Annotated in this window: 16 protein-coding genes; 5 read left to right on the top strand and 11 right to left on the bottom strand. The window is 72.4% G+C overall.

From position 1 onward, the window contains the following. Window positions 1-105 precede the first annotated feature (105 nt). The 3 genes from ACIRHA_RS37260 to ACIRHA_RS37250 all read right to left on the bottom strand — a co-directional run bounded on the left by ACIRHA_RS37260 (window position 106) and on the right by ACIRHA_RS37250 (window position 3194). A complete protein-coding gene (locus ACIRHA_RS37260) occupies window positions 106-873 on the bottom strand; it encodes a GntR family transcriptional regulator (RefSeq protein WP_403855200.1) in 768 nt (255 codons plus the stop codon). Between the two features lie 126 nt (window positions 874-999). Further along, window positions 1000-1710, bottom strand: a complete 711-nt coding sequence (locus ACIRHA_RS37255) for a hypothetical protein (RefSeq protein WP_403855198.1) — start codon at window positions 1708-1710, stop codon at window positions 1000-1002. 389 nt (window positions 1711-2099) lie between these two features. Then, window positions 2100-3194, bottom strand: a complete 1095-nt coding sequence (locus tag ACIRHA_RS37250; protein WP_403855196.1) for an ROK family protein — start codon at window positions 3192-3194, stop codon at window positions 2100-2102. Window positions 3195-3325: 131 nt separating this feature from the next. Between ACIRHA_RS37250 and ACIRHA_RS37245 the strand changes: the two genes are divergently transcribed. Together ACIRHA_RS37245 and ACIRHA_RS37240 are read left to right on the top strand one after the other, a co-directional pair. After that, window positions 3326-4408, top strand: coding sequence for a Gfo/Idh/MocA family oxidoreductase (locus ACIRHA_RS37245; protein WP_403855194.1), 1083 nt, complete (start codon window positions 3326-3328; stop codon window positions 4406-4408). Between the two features lie 14 nt (window positions 4409-4422). Continuing rightward, the gene (locus tag ACIRHA_RS37240; protein ID WP_403855192.1) at window positions 4423-4899 is read left to right on the top strand and encodes a heme-degrading domain-containing protein; all 477 of its coding nucleotides are present in this window, start codon (window positions 4423-4425) and stop codon (window positions 4897-4899) included. Window positions 4900-4924: 25 nt separating this feature from the next. Here ACIRHA_RS37240 and ACIRHA_RS37235 read toward each other — a convergent pair whose 3' ends face one another. The 5 genes from ACIRHA_RS37235 to ACIRHA_RS37215 form a co-directional block, all read right to left on the bottom strand. Next, a complete protein-coding gene (locus ACIRHA_RS37235; protein WP_403855190.1) occupies window positions 4925-5119 on the bottom strand; it encodes a hypothetical protein in 195 nt (64 codons plus the stop codon). Window positions 5120-5236: 117 nt separating this feature from the next. Beyond that, on the bottom strand, window positions 5237-6094 hold the full coding sequence (locus ACIRHA_RS37230; protein WP_403855188.1) for a fumarylacetoacetate hydrolase family protein: 858 nt from the start codon (window positions 6092-6094) through the stop codon (window positions 5237-5239). Between the two features lie 141 nt (window positions 6095-6235). Continuing rightward, on the bottom strand, window positions 6236-7003 hold the full coding sequence (locus tag ACIRHA_RS37225; RefSeq protein ID WP_403855186.1) for a YidC/Oxa1 family membrane protein insertase: 768 nt from the start codon (window positions 7001-7003) through the stop codon (window positions 6236-6238). Between the two features lie 120 nt (window positions 7004-7123). After that, on the bottom strand, window positions 7124-7453 hold the full coding sequence (locus ACIRHA_RS37220) for a DUF6412 domain-containing protein (RefSeq protein WP_403855184.1): 330 nt from the start codon (window positions 7451-7453) through the stop codon (window positions 7124-7126). Window positions 7454-7521: 68 nt separating this feature from the next. Beyond that, complete coding sequence (locus ACIRHA_RS37215) at window positions 7522-8049, bottom strand: winged helix-turn-helix transcriptional regulator (RefSeq protein ID WP_403855182.1); 528 nt, start codon at window positions 8047-8049, stop codon at window positions 7522-7524. Between the two features lie 113 nt (window positions 8050-8162). On the opposite strand from ACIRHA_RS37215, the gene ACIRHA_RS37210 reads away from it, so the two are divergent. Both ACIRHA_RS37210 and ACIRHA_RS37205 read left to right on the top strand, forming a co-directional pair. After that, window positions 8163-9581 (top strand): MFS transporter, encoded by a 1419-nt coding sequence (locus ACIRHA_RS37210; protein ID WP_403855180.1) that lies wholly within the window; start codon window positions 8163-8165, stop codon window positions 9579-9581. Between the two features lie 97 nt (window positions 9582-9678). After that, window positions 9679-12279 carry an ABC transporter permease gene (locus ACIRHA_RS37205; RefSeq protein ID WP_403855178.1) on the top strand — a complete coding sequence of 867 codons (2601 nt, stop codon included), beginning with the start codon at window positions 9679-9681 and terminating at the stop codon, window positions 12277-12279. Window positions 12280-12293: 14 nt separating this feature from the next. On the opposite strand, the gene ACIRHA_RS37200 is transcribed toward ACIRHA_RS37205, so the two are convergent. From ACIRHA_RS37200 to ACIRHA_RS37190, 3 genes are read right to left on the bottom strand one after another with little or no spacing between them, the layout of a single operon-like run. Beyond that, window positions 12294-13799, bottom strand: a complete 1506-nt coding sequence (locus ACIRHA_RS37200; protein WP_403855176.1) for a sodium:solute symporter — start codon at window positions 13797-13799, stop codon at window positions 12294-12296. Then, window positions 13796-14008 carry a DUF3311 domain-containing protein gene (locus ACIRHA_RS37195; RefSeq protein WP_403855174.1) on the bottom strand — a complete coding sequence of 71 codons (213 nt, stop codon included), beginning with the start codon at window positions 14006-14008 and terminating at the stop codon, window positions 13796-13798. The genes ACIRHA_RS37200 and ACIRHA_RS37195 overlap by 4 nt, the downstream gene beginning before the upstream one ends. A gap of 29 nt (window positions 14009-14037) precedes the next feature. Continuing rightward, window positions 14038-14844: a class E sortase gene (locus ACIRHA_RS37190; protein WP_403855172.1), complete on the bottom strand. Its 807-nt coding sequence runs from the start codon at window positions 14842-14844 to the stop codon at window positions 14038-14040. 148 nt (window positions 14845-14992) lie between these two features. Here ACIRHA_RS37190 and ACIRHA_RS37185 point away from each other — a divergent pair, with 148 nt between their 5' ends. Beyond that, window positions 14993-16039 carry an SEC-C metal-binding domain-containing protein gene (locus tag ACIRHA_RS37185; RefSeq protein WP_403855170.1) on the top strand — a complete coding sequence of 349 codons (1047 nt, stop codon included), beginning with the start codon at window positions 14993-14995 and terminating at the stop codon, window positions 16037-16039. Window positions 16040-16121 lie beyond the last annotated feature (82 nt).

Here is a 16121-nt window from a genome sequence, read left to right as displayed (position 1 = left end):
GCGGCAACGGGACGGTGAACGGGCACCCAAGCCTGGACCAGACCCGTTACCTTCCTGTTATCAAGATGGGGCGCGGGCGATCAACTGCCGCCGGGAGGCGGCGGGTTACCAGCTGTCCGGGCCCAAACGCGTGGTGAACGAGAACCGGTCCCCGCGGTAAAGCGTCCGCACCCGCTCCGTGGCGCGGCGCCCGGTGTCGTACGAGATCCGGTGGATGAGCAGCATCGGCAGCGCGGGCGGCGTGCCGATGAGCAGGGCCTCGCGCGGGGTCGCGAGCACCGTCTCGATGCGCTCGTCGGCCGAGCCGAACTCGATGCCGAGACGGTCGTGGACGTAGGAGTAGAACGAGGAGTCGGGATCGAACTCGGCGTCGAGGCGCGGCACCCGGGAGACCGGGACGTACGTCGACTCGAGCCCCACGCGCTCGTCGTCGGCGAGCAGCACGCGCTCCATGTGCCAGACGGGTTCGCCGCGGTCGAGGCCGATCTCGGCGGCGAGCGCGGGCGGGCACGGGAAGCGTTCGAGGCCGATGAGGGTGCGCCCCGGGCGCCGGCCCTGTCGGCGCACGCCTTCCGTGTACGAGGCGAGGGACAGCGGCTGCGCCAGTTTCGGGCCGGCGACGACGGTGCCCCTGCCGTGGCGCCGCAGCCGCCCTTCGAGCAGCAGCTCGCGCAGCGCCTGCCGCACGGTCTCGCGCGCCACTTCGTAGCGCAGGGCGAGTTCACGCTCGACGGGAAGGGCCTCGCCTTCGGCCAACTCGCCGAGCAGCGCCGCGATTTGAGCCTTGACGGCGTAGTACTTCGGGATGCGCCCGTGCTCGGGGATGCCGTCGCGCACGGGGGCGCCGGGGGCCTGGTCGTTCGGGTAGTCCACGCGGGGATGGTCGCAGATGTGGATGAACACGTGTGGTGGGTGCATCTGGGCTGCCCTCCGGCCCCTTGGGCCCGGCCGCCGCGCTCTTCGGCTGGGGCGGCGGCCGGGCCGGTGGTGGGGCGGGGCTCAGCGTCCGCCGACGCGGAGCCGCCGGGCTCCCACCACGAGGGTCGTGCCGGCGAGGAGGAGTGTGCCGGCCGCGACCCCCAGTCCGAGCAGGGCGCGCGGGCCCGTCCGGGCGAGCTCGTCCGCGAGGGTCGGGCCCGTGGCCTCTCCCTCTTCGATGGTGAACGGGTAGTCGTCGGACTCGCCCACCCAGTCGCCGTCGTCGTCCTTGCGCCGGACGAGCGCGGCGTTGGCGACGACGTGGTCGGGGCGGGTGTCGTCGGCGAACGCGAGGCGGACGTCGACGGTGACCGTGTCGCCCGCGCCGACCGAGAACCCGGGGAAGCCGTCGAAGACGCCGATGTTCTCGTCCCGGCCGGTCCGCTCGACGGTCACGGGGCGCCAGCGGCCCGCGTCGCGGAACTCCAGCGTGATGTGTTTCGGCGTCAGCTTCCGGGCCTCGTCGACCAGTACGAGGACGGGGTGGAGGTCGGCGCAGCGGGTGGCGGTGGTGTTGGTGAGGTCGAGCGAGAAGTGCCGGGGGGCGTCGCCGGGGTGGTAGGTGGCGGGGCCCTCGCCGATGCGGGTGTCGATGGGGAAGTCGCCGCGCTTCGCTGCCGCGCAGGCTTGGGTGCCGGTGTCCGCGGGGGCCTCGTTCGTGGGGCCGAGGGCGGTGAGGGCGGAGGCGGTGAGGGTGATGGCGGCGAGGGCGAGCGGGCGGCGCAGTCGCATGAAGGCCCTTCACTGGTCGCGGAGTTGACGACAGTCGTGGGCCAGAACGTTGCACGTGCCGTGCGGCTGAGGCGGGTTGGCTGGTCGCGCCGCGCCGCGCGCTTCCCTCGATCGGCCCAGCCGCCCGGTCCCCCGGCACCGTCGTTACGGCCCCGGGGCTCCGCCCCGGACCCCGCTGCTCAATCGCCGCAGGGGCTTAAAAGATGCTGCTCAATCGCCGCAGGGGCTTGATAGCTCAAGCCCCGCCGGCGACTGAGGCAATCAAGCCCCGCCGGCGATTGAGGCGATCCAGCCCCGCCGACGCTCGAGGCAATCAAGCCCCGCCGGCGTTTGAGGCGCGGGGTCCGGGGCGGAGCCCCGAGGCCGTAACGACGGGTGGGCTCAGGGGGCTACGGGTGGCCGAACAAGGGGGCCAGGAGCATGTGGGCCGCGCCCACGACCGCCTGGGTTTCGCCGCCACGAGCCGCCCGCACGGGAATCGCGGGGCCGCCACCCTCACGACGCGCCCGGGCCGCGACGACCCGCTCCACCCCGCGTACGAAACGCCCCTCGTGCGCCGCCACCACCCGCCCCCCGAGCAACACCGCGTCAATGTCGAGCAGGCTCACCAGATTCGCCGCTCCCTCCCCGAGCACCCGCGCCGCCTCATCAAGCCCCCGCTCCCCGCCGGAGGCAACCGCCGCGAGGCAGATCGCCTCGATGCAGCCCCGGTTGCCACAACTGCACAGCGGACCGTCCAGCTGGATCACCTGGTGGCCGAACTCCCCCGCACCGGTGCGCGCACCCCGGTACAGCGCGCCGTCGAGGACGAGCCCCGCGCCGAGCCCCGTACCGAGGTGGAGGTACGCGAAGGAGCGTTCCCCTTCGCCCTCCAGCGCGAGCCCCAGCGCCGCCGCGTTCGTGTCCTTGTCCACGACGACCGGCAGGCCGAGCCGCTCCGCGAGCGCGTCCCGCAGCGGGAAGCCGTCCCACTGCGGGAACCCGGTGACCCGGTGCAGCACCCCGTCGGTGTGGTCGAGCGGTCCCGGCACGGCGACGCCGACGCCGAGGACGGTCCGGCCCCCGTCCGCGTCGAGCAGCGCGTCGACCTCACAGGCGGCGGCCGCGAGCACCGCGTCGGATCCCGCCCCGAGGTCGAGCGGGACGCGTCGGGCCGCGACGACGGCGCCCGACAGATCGGTGAGCACGGTGTGCAGCTCGTCGCGGTCCAGGTGCAGGCCGACCGCGTGCGCGCCGCCCGGGAGCAGCCGCAGGACGGTGCACGGCTTGCCCCCGGTGGAGGCCCGGCGGCCGGCCTCGACGGCGAGGCCGTCCCCCCTGAGCCGCGCCGTGATCTTGCTGACGGCCTGCGGGGTGAGCCCGGTGCGCTCGGCCAGCTCCAGACGGCTTATCCCCGCCTCTCCCGCCGTACGCAGCAGATCAAGCACGAGCGCCGCATTGTGCCCGCGCAGGGCGCTCAGGTTCGCGCCCACCGTCGCCGCCATGGTCCTCCTCACATCCGTGACCAGCCCCCGTGGTCACCATCCGTGACCAGCCTCCGTGGTCAACATCCGTGGCCACCAGCCCATTGTCCCCCGCGCTTGCACTTTGGCAACACCGTTGCTTAAGTGGAGGCATGACTGGTACGAGTGCTCCCCTCCGCGTGGGCCTGGTCGGCTACGGCCTGGCAGGCTCCGTCTTCCACGCCCCCCTGATCGCCGCCACCGATGGCCTGGCCCTCGACACGGTCGTCACCTCCAACCCGGAGCGGCAGGCCCAGGCCCGCGCCGAGCACGGCGAGGACCTGCGCTTCGCGGCCTCCCCCGACGAACTGTGGGAGCGGGCCGACGAGCTCGACCTGATCGTCATCGCCTCGCCGAACAAGACGCATGTCTCGATCGCCACGGCCGCCCTCAAGGCGGGCCTCCCGGTCGTCGTCGACAAGCCGGTCGCGGGTACGGCGGCCGAGGCCCGCGAGCTGGCCTCGCTCGCCGAGAAGCAGGACCTGCTCCTGTCGGTCTTCCAGAACCGCCGTTGGGACAACGACTTCCTGACCCTCCAAAAGCTGCTCGCGGACGGCGAGTTGGGCGACGTCTGGCGCTTCGAGTCGCGCTTCGAGCGCTGGCGCCCGCAGCCCAAGGGCGGCTGGCGCGAGTCCGGCAACCCGGAGGAGATCGGCGGCCTCCTCTACGACCTCGGCAGCCACGTCGTCGACCAGGCCCTGGTCCTGTTCGGCCCGGCCGTCTCCGTCTACGCCGAGTCGGACGTGCGCCGCCCCGGCGCCGAGGCCGACGACGACACGTTCATCGCGATCACCCACGCGAACGGGGTGCGCTCGCACCTGTACGTCTCCGCCACCACCGCCCAACTCGGCCCGCGCTTCCGCGTGCTGGGCTCGCAGGCCGGTTACGTGAAGTACGGCCTCGACCCGCAGGAGGCGGCACTGCGCGACGGCAAGCGCCCGACCGCCGGCGAGCCGTGGGGCGCCGAGGACGAATCGCTGTGGGGCCGCGTCGGCTCCGGCGAGTCCCCGCTGACGGGCGGCGGCCGCCCGCTCGCGACGGTCGACGGCGACTACCCCGCGTACTACGCCGCCGTCGCCGCGGCGCTGCGCGACGGCACCCCGAACCCGGTGCCCGCCACGCAGGCCGCCGACGCGCTCGACGTCCTGGAGGCGGCCCGCGTCTCGGCCCGCGACGGTGTGACGGTGCAGCTGTGACGAATCCCCCCGCCATGGCGAACCCCGAAAACGCCCCACAGATCCCGGAGTTGGAGAAGCAGGAACGCGACCTGGTCCTGACCTCCTTCACGTACGACGACGCCTGGGCCCTCGGGAACCTCCTCGTCGACCTGGCCCGCGAGCGCCGGGCCCCCGTCGCCATCGACATCACGCGCGGCGGCCAGCAGCTGTTCCACGCGGCGCTGCCGGGTTCGGCCCCGGACAACGACGCGTGGATCGCCCGCAAGCGCCGCGTCGTCGAGCGCTACCACGCCTCGTCCTACCTGGTCGGCAGCCGCTTCCGGGCCAAGGGCACGACGTTCGAGGACGCCTCGCGCCTCGACCCGGACACGTACGCGGCCCACGGCGGCGCGTTCCCGATCACCGTACGGGGAGCGGGAGTTGTCGGCACCGTGGTGGTCTCGGGCCTCCCTCAGATCGAGGACCACAAACTGGTGGTGGACGCCCTGGAACGGTTCACCTCCCAGTGAACCGCGGCCGCGGGTGGCCTCTGGTTCAGCCGCGGGTTCCCTCCCGCCGCCTGCGCGCCAGGTAGACCGCGCCCGCGCCCGTCGCCGCGGTGACCGCCGCGATCGAGCCGAGCACCAGAGTGCCCTCGGACGGGGTGCCGGTGTCGGCGAGTTCGCCGCCGTCACCGCCTCCCGTTCCACCTGCACCTCCGGTGGTCCCGCCGCCGCTTGAGCCATTCAAGCCCCGCCGGCGATTGAGGCGCGGGGGCCGGGGCAGAGCCCCGTGACCGCAACCGCGGCAGACCCAGACCGCCCGGGGCCCGTGGTCACGCCCCCCGAACCCCGGCGCGGCGAGCGCCTACGCCCCCTTCAGCTCCTGCCGCTGCCGCCCGAGCCCGTCGATCTCCAGCTCCACCACGTCACCCGCCCGCAGATACGGCTTCGGCTCCGGCTGGCCCATCGCGACACCCGCCGGCGTACCGGTGTTGATGATGTCGCCGGGGTACAGGGTCATGAACTGGCTGACGTAGCGCACCACTTCGGCCACCGGGAAGATCTGGTCGGCCGTCGTGCCGTCCTGCTTCAGCTCGCCGTTCACCCATAGGCGCAGGCCGAGCGCCTGCGGGTCGGGGACCTCGTCGGCGGTCACCAGCCACGGGCCGAGCGGGTTGAACGTCTCGCAGTTCTTGCCCTTGTCCCAGGTGCCGCCGCGCTCGATCTGGAACTCGCGCTCGGACACGTCGTGCGCGACCGCGTACCCGGCGACGCACGCGAGGGCGGCCTCGTGGGACTCGACGTAGCGGGCCGTGTGCCCGATGACGATGGCGAGCTCCACCTCCCAGTCGGTCTTCACGGAGCCGCGCGGTACGAGGACCGTGTCGTCGGGCCCGACGACCGTGTCGGCCGCCTTGAAGAACACGACCGGCTCGGCGGGCGGCTGGGCGCCGGTCTCCGCCGCGTGGTCGTGATAGTTCAGCCCGATGCACACGACCTTGCCGATACGGGCCACCGGCGGACCGATCCGCAGCCCCGACGCGTCGAGGACGGGCAGTTCCCCGGCCGCGACGGCGGCCCGTACACGCTCGATCGCGGCGTCGTCGGCGAGGAGTGCCCCGTCGACGTCCGTGACGAGTTCCGACAGGTCGCGCAGGGTTCCCTCGGCGTCGAGCAGCGCGGGGCGCTCGGCTCCGGCGGGACCGACTCGCAGCAGCTTCATGGTGTAACTCCCTCTGCAGTAGGAGGAGCCTCCACGGCCCGGTGCGGCGTGCAGCCATCGGAGGACTGGTCGATCCTCCAAGGAGAACGTCCAGTCCGCAATACCTCGTTCACGGACTGGACCTGGACGACCGCTGAGCGTTCAGAGCGCCGGCGCGGCCGCCGCCCCACCCGCGTACGGAATGTCCCGGTAGAGCACGGCCCGCTCGATCGAACTCCACGTCGTCGACGTGACGACGTACAGCGCGGCGGCGAGCGGCACGAAGGCCACCGTGAAGAGGGTGAAGAAGGACATCAGCGGCATGAACCTGCCCATCGCCGCCATGCCCGGCACCTGCTGCTGCCCGTCCCCGCCCGGCTTGGGGGCGGACGCCATCTGCCGCTTGGTCCGCCGGTAGTTGAAGGTCGCGACGGTGGCGACGAGCGCGAACAGCACCACGTAGACGAGCCCCTGCTCCCCGAAGAGCCCGCCGTGCGCGAGCGCGTCGTGGAACCGGCCGCCGAGCGGTGCCGCGCCGAGGGTGTGACCGAGCAGCGCGTTGGGCTCGTCGCCGATGCTGCGGTTCGAGAACAGGTGGTAGAGCAGGAAGAACGCCGGCATCTGGAAGAGCATCGGCAGACAGCCGGTCAGCGGGGAGACCTTCTCCTCCTTGTGCAGCTCCATGATCGCCTTCTGCATCTTCTCGGGGCTGCTCTTGTGCTTCTTGCGCAGTTCGGCGATGCGCGGCTGGAGCTTGGCCCGCTCGCGCTGCCCACGGGCCGCGGCCCGCGACAGGGGGTGGACGAGGAGGCGTACGAACGCGGTGAAGAGAACGATCGCCGCGGCAGTGGCGGAGGCGCCGAGGAGCGGCTGGATGAGGTCGGCGAGGTGCTCGACCAGGCTGGCGAAAACGGACATGAACGACGACATGGGTGAGCCCTCCGGGGGTCTCGTCGTGCCGGAAACAGGACGCGGTGTGCGGTTTCGGCGTGACGGACTGCGGACCCGAAGGGTTCTAAGAGTTCTGAGCGCTCTAAGAGTTCGAAGGGTTCAGCAGGCCGTCGGGACGAGACGTCCCGGTGCTCGGGGCCTTGGACGGCCGGAGGCGTCGGGGTCGCGCTGTGGCAGGAACGCGGTGCGCCGCTCGCGGTCGCGGATGGCGGTACGGATACGGGTACGCGCCACGGCGGGCGCGGAGCGCGCGGCCAGGACGGTGCAGGCGGCGAGCGCGGAGCCCGCCGCGGCGGTCGCGAGCGCCACGGCGCCGGCGAGGCTGCCGGTGTCGACGAGCGCCGACGAACCGAGGAGGACGAAGAGCAGCAGGGCGACGGGCCGCAGCGTCACGGCCCCGCTCACGGACCCGCTGGTCGTGCGTGCCATGCGCCTGCCTCCCCTCGCCGCTCGTGCGGTCGGTACGTCCTGCCAGTCATGTCGATACGTCTTGCCAGTTATACAGGCTCGGTCACAACCGGCTGGAGGAGGCGCCGCGGTTCGAGCAGTGCCCGGCTCACCGGATCGGCGGGGTGCCGGTCGAGCCCCGCGCCCGGCAGCATCTCCACGTCCTCGACTTCTACGAGGTCACCGCACACGGCGCACTCACCGACGACCCCGAGCGGCGTCCCGCACACGGCGTGCCGGAACTCACGCATCGGCTGGGTCCCCGGAATGTCCCGCGCCCACGCGCCGAGCGCCCGCACCGCCGGCCACAGCCCACGCCCGAGCCCGGTCACGACGTACTCGTGGCGCGGGGGCGACTCCTGGTACTGCCGCTTCTCCAGGACGCCGGCGGCGGTGAGCGACTGGAGCCGGGTCGCGAGGACGGCGCGCGGGATGCCCAGGTGGACGAGGAAGTCGTTATAGCGCCGCACGCCGTAGAGCGCGTCGCGCACGACGAGCAGCGTCCAGCGTTCGCCGACGATCTCCAGTGCGCGGGCGAGCGAGCACTGCTGCGACGCGTAGTCCTTGCCGAGAGCCATGGCCCCACTGTAGCCACTTTCCGGCTTACAGGTTCAGTGACCGAACCTACCGTGCTACGTTCGTCGAACCCGGTAAGTTCATTCACTGAACCTAAGTCTGGATGGGCCCACCCATGCCACAGCCCGTACACGCGCAGCAGGCGCCGCCCGAGCCCGCCTCCCCGCCGACGGCGCCGCCCCGCCCCACCGCCGCCCTCGCCGTCACGAGCGCGGCGACGGCCGTGGCCCTGATGACGTACACCGCGCCGATGATCACGCTCGCCGACACGGCCGCGTCCCTGCACACGGGGCTGTCCGCCCAGGCCTGGCTGCTGAACGGCACCCCGCTCGGCCTCGCCGCACTGCTGCTGGTCGCGGGCAGCCTCGCCGACGACTACGGGCGGCGCCGCGCGTTCGTCCTCGGCACCGCCCTGCTCGCCGTCACGACGGCGCTCGGCGCGCTCGCCACGAGCACCCTCCTGTTCACGCTCGCCCGGATCGCGCAGGGCGCGGCGTCGGCGGCGATCCTGGCCGCGAGCCTCGGCCTGCTGGTGCACGCGTTCCCGAGCCCTGCGGGCCGGGTCAAGGCCACCGGGGTCTGGGGCGCGTTCGTCAGCGGCGGCATCGCGCTCGGCCCGGTCCTCGCGGGCGCGGTCACGGACCTGGCCGACTGGCGCTGGGCGTACGGGGTGTTGGCCCTGGCCACGGCGGCGGTGGCGGCCTTCGCACCCCGGGCCCTCACCGAGTCACGCTCCCCGCGCGGCGGCCGTCCCGACCTGCCCGGCGCGCTCACCCTCGGCCTCGCTCTGGTCGCCCTCCTCGCGGCGCTCACGCTCGGCCGCGACGGCTGGCTGCGGGCACCCATCGGCGTCCTGCTGGTCGCTGCGGCCGCACTACTGGTGGCATTCGTTCTGCTCGAACGCCGCACCCGCACGCCGATGATCGACCTGTCACTGCTGCGCCGCCCGCTCTTCCTGGCGTCGACGGCGGGCGCGTTCTTCACCGGCCTCGCCGTCGTGGCGCTCTTCAGCTACGTCCCCACGCTCGTGCAGCACACGATGGGCGTGACGGCGATGGGCACGGCGGGCCTGTTCGTGCTCTGGTCCGGCACGTCGTTCGTGGTGGCGCTCCAGGTCAGGCGGCTCGCGGGCCGGGTCTCGCCCCGCCACCAACTGGCCGTCGGTTTCGCCCTGCACGCGCTGGCCGTCGCCACGATGCTGGGCGCGGCCGGCTCCGGCGACTGGCGGCGCCTGCTGCCGGGCCTCGTCGTCTCCGGCATCGGCAGCGGACTCCTGAACGCCGCGCTGCCACTGCTCGCCGTCGAGTCGGTCCCGGCCGGACGCGCGGCGATGGGCTCGGGCGCCAACAACACGTCCCGCTACATCGGTTCGGCGGCGGGGGTGGCCCTGATGATCGCGGTGTCCACGTCGACCGGCACGTCGACGCACGCGCTGGCCGGGGGCACGAACACGGCGCTGATCGTCTCCGGCGTCCTGGCCCTCGTCGCGGCGGGCGTACTGCTGGCGCTGCGGGGGCGTCGGCACAGCTCCTGAACCCGCCCCCGTTGCGGGGGTTGTCCCCACCCCGCACACGGGCGCCACTCCCATGGGCCCACGCGACCCAAGTCCCTAGCGTGAACCGGGAGTTCACGTGAAGGGGACGAGGGGATCCGGGGACATGTGGAAGCTGGCCAGGCGCACCATCCGGTACCGGGGAAAGAGCCTCACGGCCACCTTCCTCGCGCTCTTCCTCGGCACGGTCACCGTGATGACCTGCGGCGGCCTGCTGGAGACCGGCGTACGCAACAACGCGCCCGCGCAGCGGCTCGCGCAGGCCGACCTCGTGGTGACCGGGGACCGCTCGGTGACGCCGCCGGCCGCCAAGGGTGACGACCCCGACGACACCGAGGACCCGGCGATCATGCCCGAGCGGGTTCCGGTGCCCGCTGCGGCGCTCGCCCGGGTACGGGGCGTAGAGGGCGTCGACGAGGCCGTCGCCGAGCGGACCTTCGACGCGGCGCTCGTACGCGACGTACGCGACGGGTCCGCGCCGGTGAAGGCGCAGGCGCACGGCTGGTCCTCGGCCGCCTTCGCGCCGTACGGAATCGTCGGGGGCAGGGCGCCGGCGCGGGACGGCGAGGTGGCGCTCGATGCCGGGACGGCGCGGGCCGCGGGCGTCGGACCGGGCGACGAGGTCCGGATCGCGGCCGGGGGCGGTACGCGGAAGTACACCGTGAGCGCGGTGGTGAAGGCCCGCCAACAGACGGACCGCCGGCACATGGACCGCCGGCACATGGATCGGCAGCACATGGACCGGGCGGCACTGTTCCTCTCCGACGACCGGGCCGGGCAACTCGCCCCGGCGGTCGCGGACATCGCCGTACGCACACGGTCCGGCGCGGATCCCGGTGACGTACGAGACCGGGTCGCCGCCGCACTCGACGGGCAGCCGCTCAGGGTCGTGTCCGGCGACGGCCGGGGCGCCGTGGAGTTCCCCGAGGTGGAGACCGGCGGCAGCGATCTGGTCGCGCTGGCGGGGGTGTTCGGCGGCATGACGACCGTCGTCGCGATCATGGTGGTGTCCGGGACGGTCGCGCTGTCGGTGGGCCAGCGGCGCCGGGAGTTCGGGCTGCTGCGGTCCATCGGCTCGACGCAGCGCCAGCTGCGGCGGATGCTGCTGACCGAGACGCTGATGGTCGCCGTGGCCGCGGCGGGCGCGGGCTGGTTCGCGGGACCGCCGGTGGGCCGGTGGCTGTTCGACCGGTTCCAGGGCACCGGCTTCGTCTCGGACTCGGTGACGTACGCGCAGGGCTGGATCCCGGCCGTCGCCGCGGGCGGCGCGCTGCTGATCACCGCGCTCCTCGGCGGCTGGATCGGCGCCCGGCGCGGGGTGAACGTCAAACCGGTGGAGGCGCTGCGGGAGGCCGAGGTGCAGCTGCGCTGGGCGCACCCGCTGCGGATCGTCCTGGCCGTCCTGTTCCTGTCCGGGGCCGCGGCGCTGGCGCTCCTCACCATCCTGCTGTTCGACGGGCCGATCGCGGGCAGCACCGCGGGGCCGACCGTGCTGTGCGCCGTCATCGGATTCGCCCTGCTCGGACCGGGGCTGACCAAACTGATGGCGTGGCTGATCGGCGGCCCGGTGCGGTGGTTCACCGGAGCCGGCGGGAAGCTCGCCGCCTCGCACGCCCGGGTCCGCGCCGTACGCATGGCCGCCGCGGTGACGCCGCTGATGCTGGCGACGGGCATGGCGACCGGCAACATCTACCTCCAGACCACACAGATCGAGGCCACGAACTCGGCGTACGCGGCCAACCTCCGTGCGGACGCGGTGCTTTCACCGGCGGCGGGCGGCGTCTCTGACGCCCTCCTCGCCGAGGTCCGCCGCACCAAGGGCGTCGAGGCGGCGAGCGCCTACGCCACGAGCACGGGCTTCATCGACGGCGTGACCGACGAGGACGGCATCCCGCTCCAGGGCGTCAGCGCGCGGCAGGCCTCCCGCACCACGGCCGTGGAACCGGTCGCGGGCAGCCTCGAAGCACTCGACGGGAGCACCGTGGCGCTGACCACCGAGCGGGCGCGCAAGCTGCACAAGGCGGTCGGCGACAGCTTCACGCTCCGCCTCGGCGACCGCGCCGAGGTCGACGTCCGCATCGTCGCGCTCTTCGAGGGCCGCCCCGGCTACGAGACGGCCTTCCTGCCCGCCGCTCTGCTCGCGGCCCACACGGACCTGGGGCGGCCCTCGCAGATCCTGGTCCGGGCGCCGGCCTCGGCCGTCCCCGCTCTGGCGTCCCTCGCTCCCGGCCTCGACGTCACCGACCGCCGGTCGCTGATCGAGGCCAACGCCGAGGACGCGCAGACCCAGGCCTGGATCAACTACCTGCTGATCGCGATGATCGTGGCCTACACCGTGCTCGCAGTGGTCAACAGCCTGGTCCTGTCCGTCGGCAACCGCCGCCGGGAGTTCGCCCTCCAGCGGCTGGTCGGCTCCACGAAGGGCCAGGTCATGAGGATGCTGACCGTCGAGGCCCTGATCGTCGCCGCCATCGGCCTGCTCCTCGGCACGGCGGCCGCGTGCACCTCCCTGATCCCGTTCGCACAGGCCGCGGCAAACACCTGGATGCCGTCCGGGCCTTGGTGGATCTACGGTGCGATCGTGGTCGGCGCCGTCACGCTGTCACTGACCGCGACGCTCCTGCCGGCCTGGACGGCGCTGCGCACCCGGCCGGTGGAGGCGGCGGGGGCGCAGGAGTAGCTACCGAACACGAGCTACCCCGCCGCGCCGACCGGGTCGCGGGCCAGTACGACATCGTCCGGCCGCTCGTCACGATCGGCCGGACGCATGTATGTCACCGCGAGCGTCACGGCGAGATTGGCGGCGAGGGCGACGATCCCGGCGTTCATCCCGAACACCGGGTCGTGCTCGCTGAACACGAGCCCGCACACGATCCCGACCCCGACGACGAGCCCGCTCACCGCTCCGACGAAGCTCAACCTCCGCCACAACAGCCCCACCAGCAGCATCGGTACGAGCTGCGCCATCCCTTCGTACGAGATGAGGGAGAGCCGTACGAGGGTGTTGGGCGCGGCGTACGTCAGCACGAGCGCGACCGACCCGGCGACGACCACCACGATCTGCGACCCGGCCTTCTGCGCCTGCGAGGAGGCCTCGGACGACCCCCGCCACCGCGGCACGAGCGACATCACACTGCTCCCCCACATCGTGCCGATGACCAGCATGAACACGGCCATCGGCACGATCGACGACAGCGCGGCGGCGACCCCGACGATCCCCACGACCCACGCGGGAAGGGAGTCGACGACGAGCTTGAGCAGCGCGAGATTCGAGTCGGCCCCGGTGAGCCCCGGGACGACGAACAGGGCCGCCATCCCCAGCAGCATCGGCACGAACAGCAGCACGTTGTACGCGGGCAGCCACATCGCGTTGCGCCGCAGCGCGTCGGCGCTCCGGGCGCCCAGATACCCGGCGACGGTGGTCGGGAAGATGACGACGGTGAGGGCGTTCAGGAAGGTGGTGGTCGCGAACCACCCTTCCCCGTAAGGAGATCCGCCGCTCCCGGGAAGGGTGAGCCAGGCACTCTTCTCCTCCACCAGCCGCCCGAGGAAGTCCCCGTACCCGTCGAAGTAATGAAGAGGTACGTAGACGGCGAGGAAGGCGAGCGTGACGATGACGAGCGCGTCCTTCAGGACCGACACCCAGGCGCTCCCCCGCAGGCCGCTCACGACGACGAAGACGGTGGTGACGGCGAAGCCGATGAAATAGGCCCAGTTGAGGCTGATCGCGCCGTACGAGATCGTCGAGACGACGACGCCCATCCCCGTGATCTGCAACTGGATGTACGGCAGCAGGAACACGGTCACGAGGACGGCGACGGCGGCACCGAGCCACGGTCGCCGGTACCGGTGGGCGACCATGTCGGTGATGCTGACGAGTCCGTGTTGCCGCGCGTACGACCAGAGCATCGGCCCGACCACGTAGCCGACGGCGTATCCGCACGACATGTAAGCGACGACGTACAGAACAGGGGCGCCGTAGTTGTACCCCCACCCGGCGGCTCCGAGATAGCTGAAGCTGGTGTAGCCCTCGCCGGCCATCAGCACCCAGATGAACACGGCCCCGAGCGAACGCCCGCCCACGGACCACTCGGTGAGCCCGCCGCCCTTGCCCTTGCCGCGCACGGCGAGCAGCCCGAGGGCGAGGGTGACGACCATGAAGCCGCCGAAGAGCGTGCTGGCGACAGCCCCGTCGCTCATGACCGCTCCCCCTTGCCCGCCTTGAGCTTCTGGTCCCCGCGCCAGGTCAGCCACACGGCGACAGGGGTCAGAAGTGTCGCGGCGAACAGCCACACGAACAGGAACGGCAGCCCGAACACGACAGGTTCGACGCGGTTCACGAAGGGCAGCGCGCCGATGTAGAGCACGAAGGGGACGAGGAGCCAGAGCAGATGGGGCCGTTTGATCACGAAACGGCAGCTTAACGGGGACGCTCTGTCTATCGGGGACTCATCTTGCTGAGCTTCCCCCACACCACGAGCCGGTACTTGGAGGTGAACTCGGGCGTACAGGTGGTGAGGGTGATGTAGTACCCGGGATTCTCATACCCGGCCCCCGGCACGACACGACTCTGCGGCACGGAATTGATCACACCCCCGTCACCGGCCGAGGTCTGGGCGAGCGTCTTGTCGACGACGTATGTGTACGTGGCGGTCTTCGTCCGGACGGTGAGGGTGTCACCGGGGCGCAGCCGGTTGATGTACCGGAACGGTTCCCCGTGCGTGTTCCGGTGCCCGGCGAGCGCGAAGTTCCCGCCGCCGCCCGGCTGGGCGGTCCCCGGGTAGTGGCCTACGTACCCGTGGTTGAGGACGTTCGCCTTGCTGATGCCCTCGGCGACGGGGGCACGCAGGCCGAGGCGGGGGATGCCGAGGATGGCGTAGGCCTGGTCCCAGTTGGGGCGGGGGGCGGGTTTGGTGTCCTCCCGGGTGACGTCGCCGGGGGTGCCGGTGGGAGTCCCGCTCGGCTCGACGGCACCGGCGACGGGGTCGGGGTCGGGGTCGGGGGCTTCGGACGACCCACTGGTCCGGTCGTCCCCCCACTGTTGCTCCAGGGTCTGCACCTGCCGGTCGGCGCCGGCCCTGGCCTGCCGGTTGGTCCACCACAGCTGGTGCACGACGAGCAGCAGCACGACGAGGCCGAGGGTGACGGCGACCTCGGCCCCGTTCCACAGCACGCGGCGGGCGGTGGACCTGCGGGTCCGCCCTTGGATGACGACGGCAGGCCGATCGGTACGCGTATGTTGCATTCGTTGCATACGTTGCAGCAGCACGCGCGCAAGATAGATCGCGGGGCGCGAAGTCACCAGAGGCGGGCGGCAGGGAGTGTGGTGACTGGTTGTCCGCGACCCGATCGGGCAGGTCCCTGCGAAAGCTTCCGGCAGTACGGTGTCCCCCATGCGCCCCGACACCCCTGCCACGCCCGCCGAGAACGCCGAGACCGACCGCGCGAACCACGTCGCGGAAGCCGAGCGCCTGGAGCGCACGGCGGCGATGTACCCGGAGGACGCGGAGCACCTGCTCCTCCAGGCCGCGGCCCACTACGAACTCGCCGAGGCCCGCGACCGCGCGACGACCCTCTACGACAACCTGCTGTCCGCCGAGGCCCCCCAGTCCCCCACCCTGATCCGCGCGCTCAAGGCGGCGAACCTGTGGGAGTACGGCCACGAGGCGGAGGCCCGGGCGATCATCACGGGTGTCCGCACGGCGGCCCCGCGGGACCCGGCGCCATGGGTGATCGTGGCGGAGTCCCTCGAGGCCCACGACGAGCTGGAGGAGGCCCACGCCACTTTCACGGAGGCCCTCGACCTCCTGGTCCCGGACTCGGAGCGGGAGTCGGGAGTCCCACTGCCGAAACACCCCCTGCTCCTCGGCCGCCACCGCGTGCGCCGCATGCTCGGTTCGGACCACGACACGTGGGACGCCCTCGCCGACCAGGCCAACCGCACGCCGGTGTCCCTCGACGAACTCCACGACCCGAAGCGCACGTGGGCCCTCGGCTCGGAGAACCCGGCGGAACTGGCAGCCGAAATCTCCCGCCTCCGCGCGGAACTGGGCACGTATCGGGAGGCCTTGTCCCGCCCGTTCCCGGTGGCGGTCCTCCACTGGCCGTCGGCCGAATACACGGAACTCCTCTCCGCGTACCCGTCCCTCTCCTCCGAATACCCCTCGTACGAGGCCCACTTGACCGCCACGGAGTCCTCCCTGAGGGAACTGGCATCGTCCGGCACGGCCAACCTCGGCATCGTCACAGGCACGGTCCCCTCCTACGAGGCCTTCGCCGCCTCAGAGGGCTCCTCCCCGGAGGATGTCTCACTGCTCCCGCAGTACGCGACGACGCTGGCGGCGCGGGGGCGCGCGGGGGCGTGGCCGCCGGCGGCGGGGGCGGAGTGTTGGTGTGGGTCGGGGACGGCGTACAGCGCCTGCCACGGGGCGGACCGCTGAAGCGGTCCGCCCCTCACGGCCGGCTTCGGCGCAATGCCCCTATGGTCCGGGCTGCTCGGCACAAGAGGAACAGCGCGGAGGT

The organism is Streptomyces sp. NPDC102360 (genome assembly GCF_044766085.1).
Classification (GTDB): Bacteria; Actinomycetota; Actinomycetes; order Streptomycetales; family Streptomycetaceae; genus Streptomyces.
The sequence above is the reverse complement of the archived record's forward strand: the minus strand, read 5'-3'. Positions and strand labels throughout refer to the sequence as shown.

What these genes read in the sequence shown, in the direction of transcription:
- ACIRHA_RS37255 (WP_403855198.1), bottom strand. Translation starts at nt 1,710, where the DNA reads ATGCGACTGCGCCGCCCGCTCGCCCTCGCCGCCATCACCCTCACCGCC.
- ACIRHA_RS37250 (WP_403855196.1), bottom strand. Translation starts at nt 3,194, where the DNA reads ATGGCGGCGACGGTGGGCGCGAACCTGAGCGCCCTGCGCGGGCACAAT.
- ACIRHA_RS37245 (WP_403855194.1), top strand. Translation starts at nt 3,326, where the DNA reads ATGACTGGTACGAGTGCTCCCCTCCGCGTGGGCCTGGTCGGCTACGGC.
- ACIRHA_RS37240 (WP_403855192.1), top strand. Translation starts at nt 4,423, where the DNA reads ATGGCGAACCCCGAAAACGCCCCACAGATCCCGGAGTTGGAGAAGCAG.
- ACIRHA_RS37230 (WP_403855188.1), bottom strand. Translation starts at nt 6,094, where the DNA reads ATGAAGCTGCTGCGAGTCGGTCCCGCCGGAGCCGAGCGCCCCGCGCTG.
- ACIRHA_RS37225 (WP_403855186.1), bottom strand. Translation starts at nt 7,003, where the DNA reads ATGTCGTCGTTCATGTCCGTTTTCGCCAGCCTGGTCGAGCACCTCGCC.
- ACIRHA_RS37220 (WP_403855184.1), bottom strand. Translation starts at nt 7,453, where the DNA reads ATGGCACGCACGACCAGCGGGTCCGTGAGCGGGGCCGTGACGCTGCGG.
- ACIRHA_RS37215 (WP_403855182.1), bottom strand. Translation starts at nt 8,049, where the DNA reads ATGGCTCTCGGCAAGGACTACGCGTCGCAGCAGTGCTCGCTCGCCCGC.
- ACIRHA_RS37210 (WP_403855180.1), top strand. Translation starts at nt 8,163, where the DNA reads ATGCCACAGCCCGTACACGCGCAGCAGGCGCCGCCCGAGCCCGCCTCC.
- ACIRHA_RS37200 (WP_403855176.1), bottom strand. Translation starts at nt 13,799, where the DNA reads ATGAGCGACGGGGCTGTCGCCAGCACGCTCTTCGGCGGCTTCATGGTC.
- ACIRHA_RS37190 (WP_403855172.1), bottom strand. Translation starts at nt 14,844, where the DNA reads ATGCAACATACGCGTACCGATCGGCCTGCCGTCGTCATCCAAGGGCGG.
- ACIRHA_RS37185 (WP_403855170.1), top strand. Translation starts at nt 14,993, where the DNA reads ATGCGCCCCGACACCCCTGCCACGCCCGCCGAGAACGCCGAGACCGAC.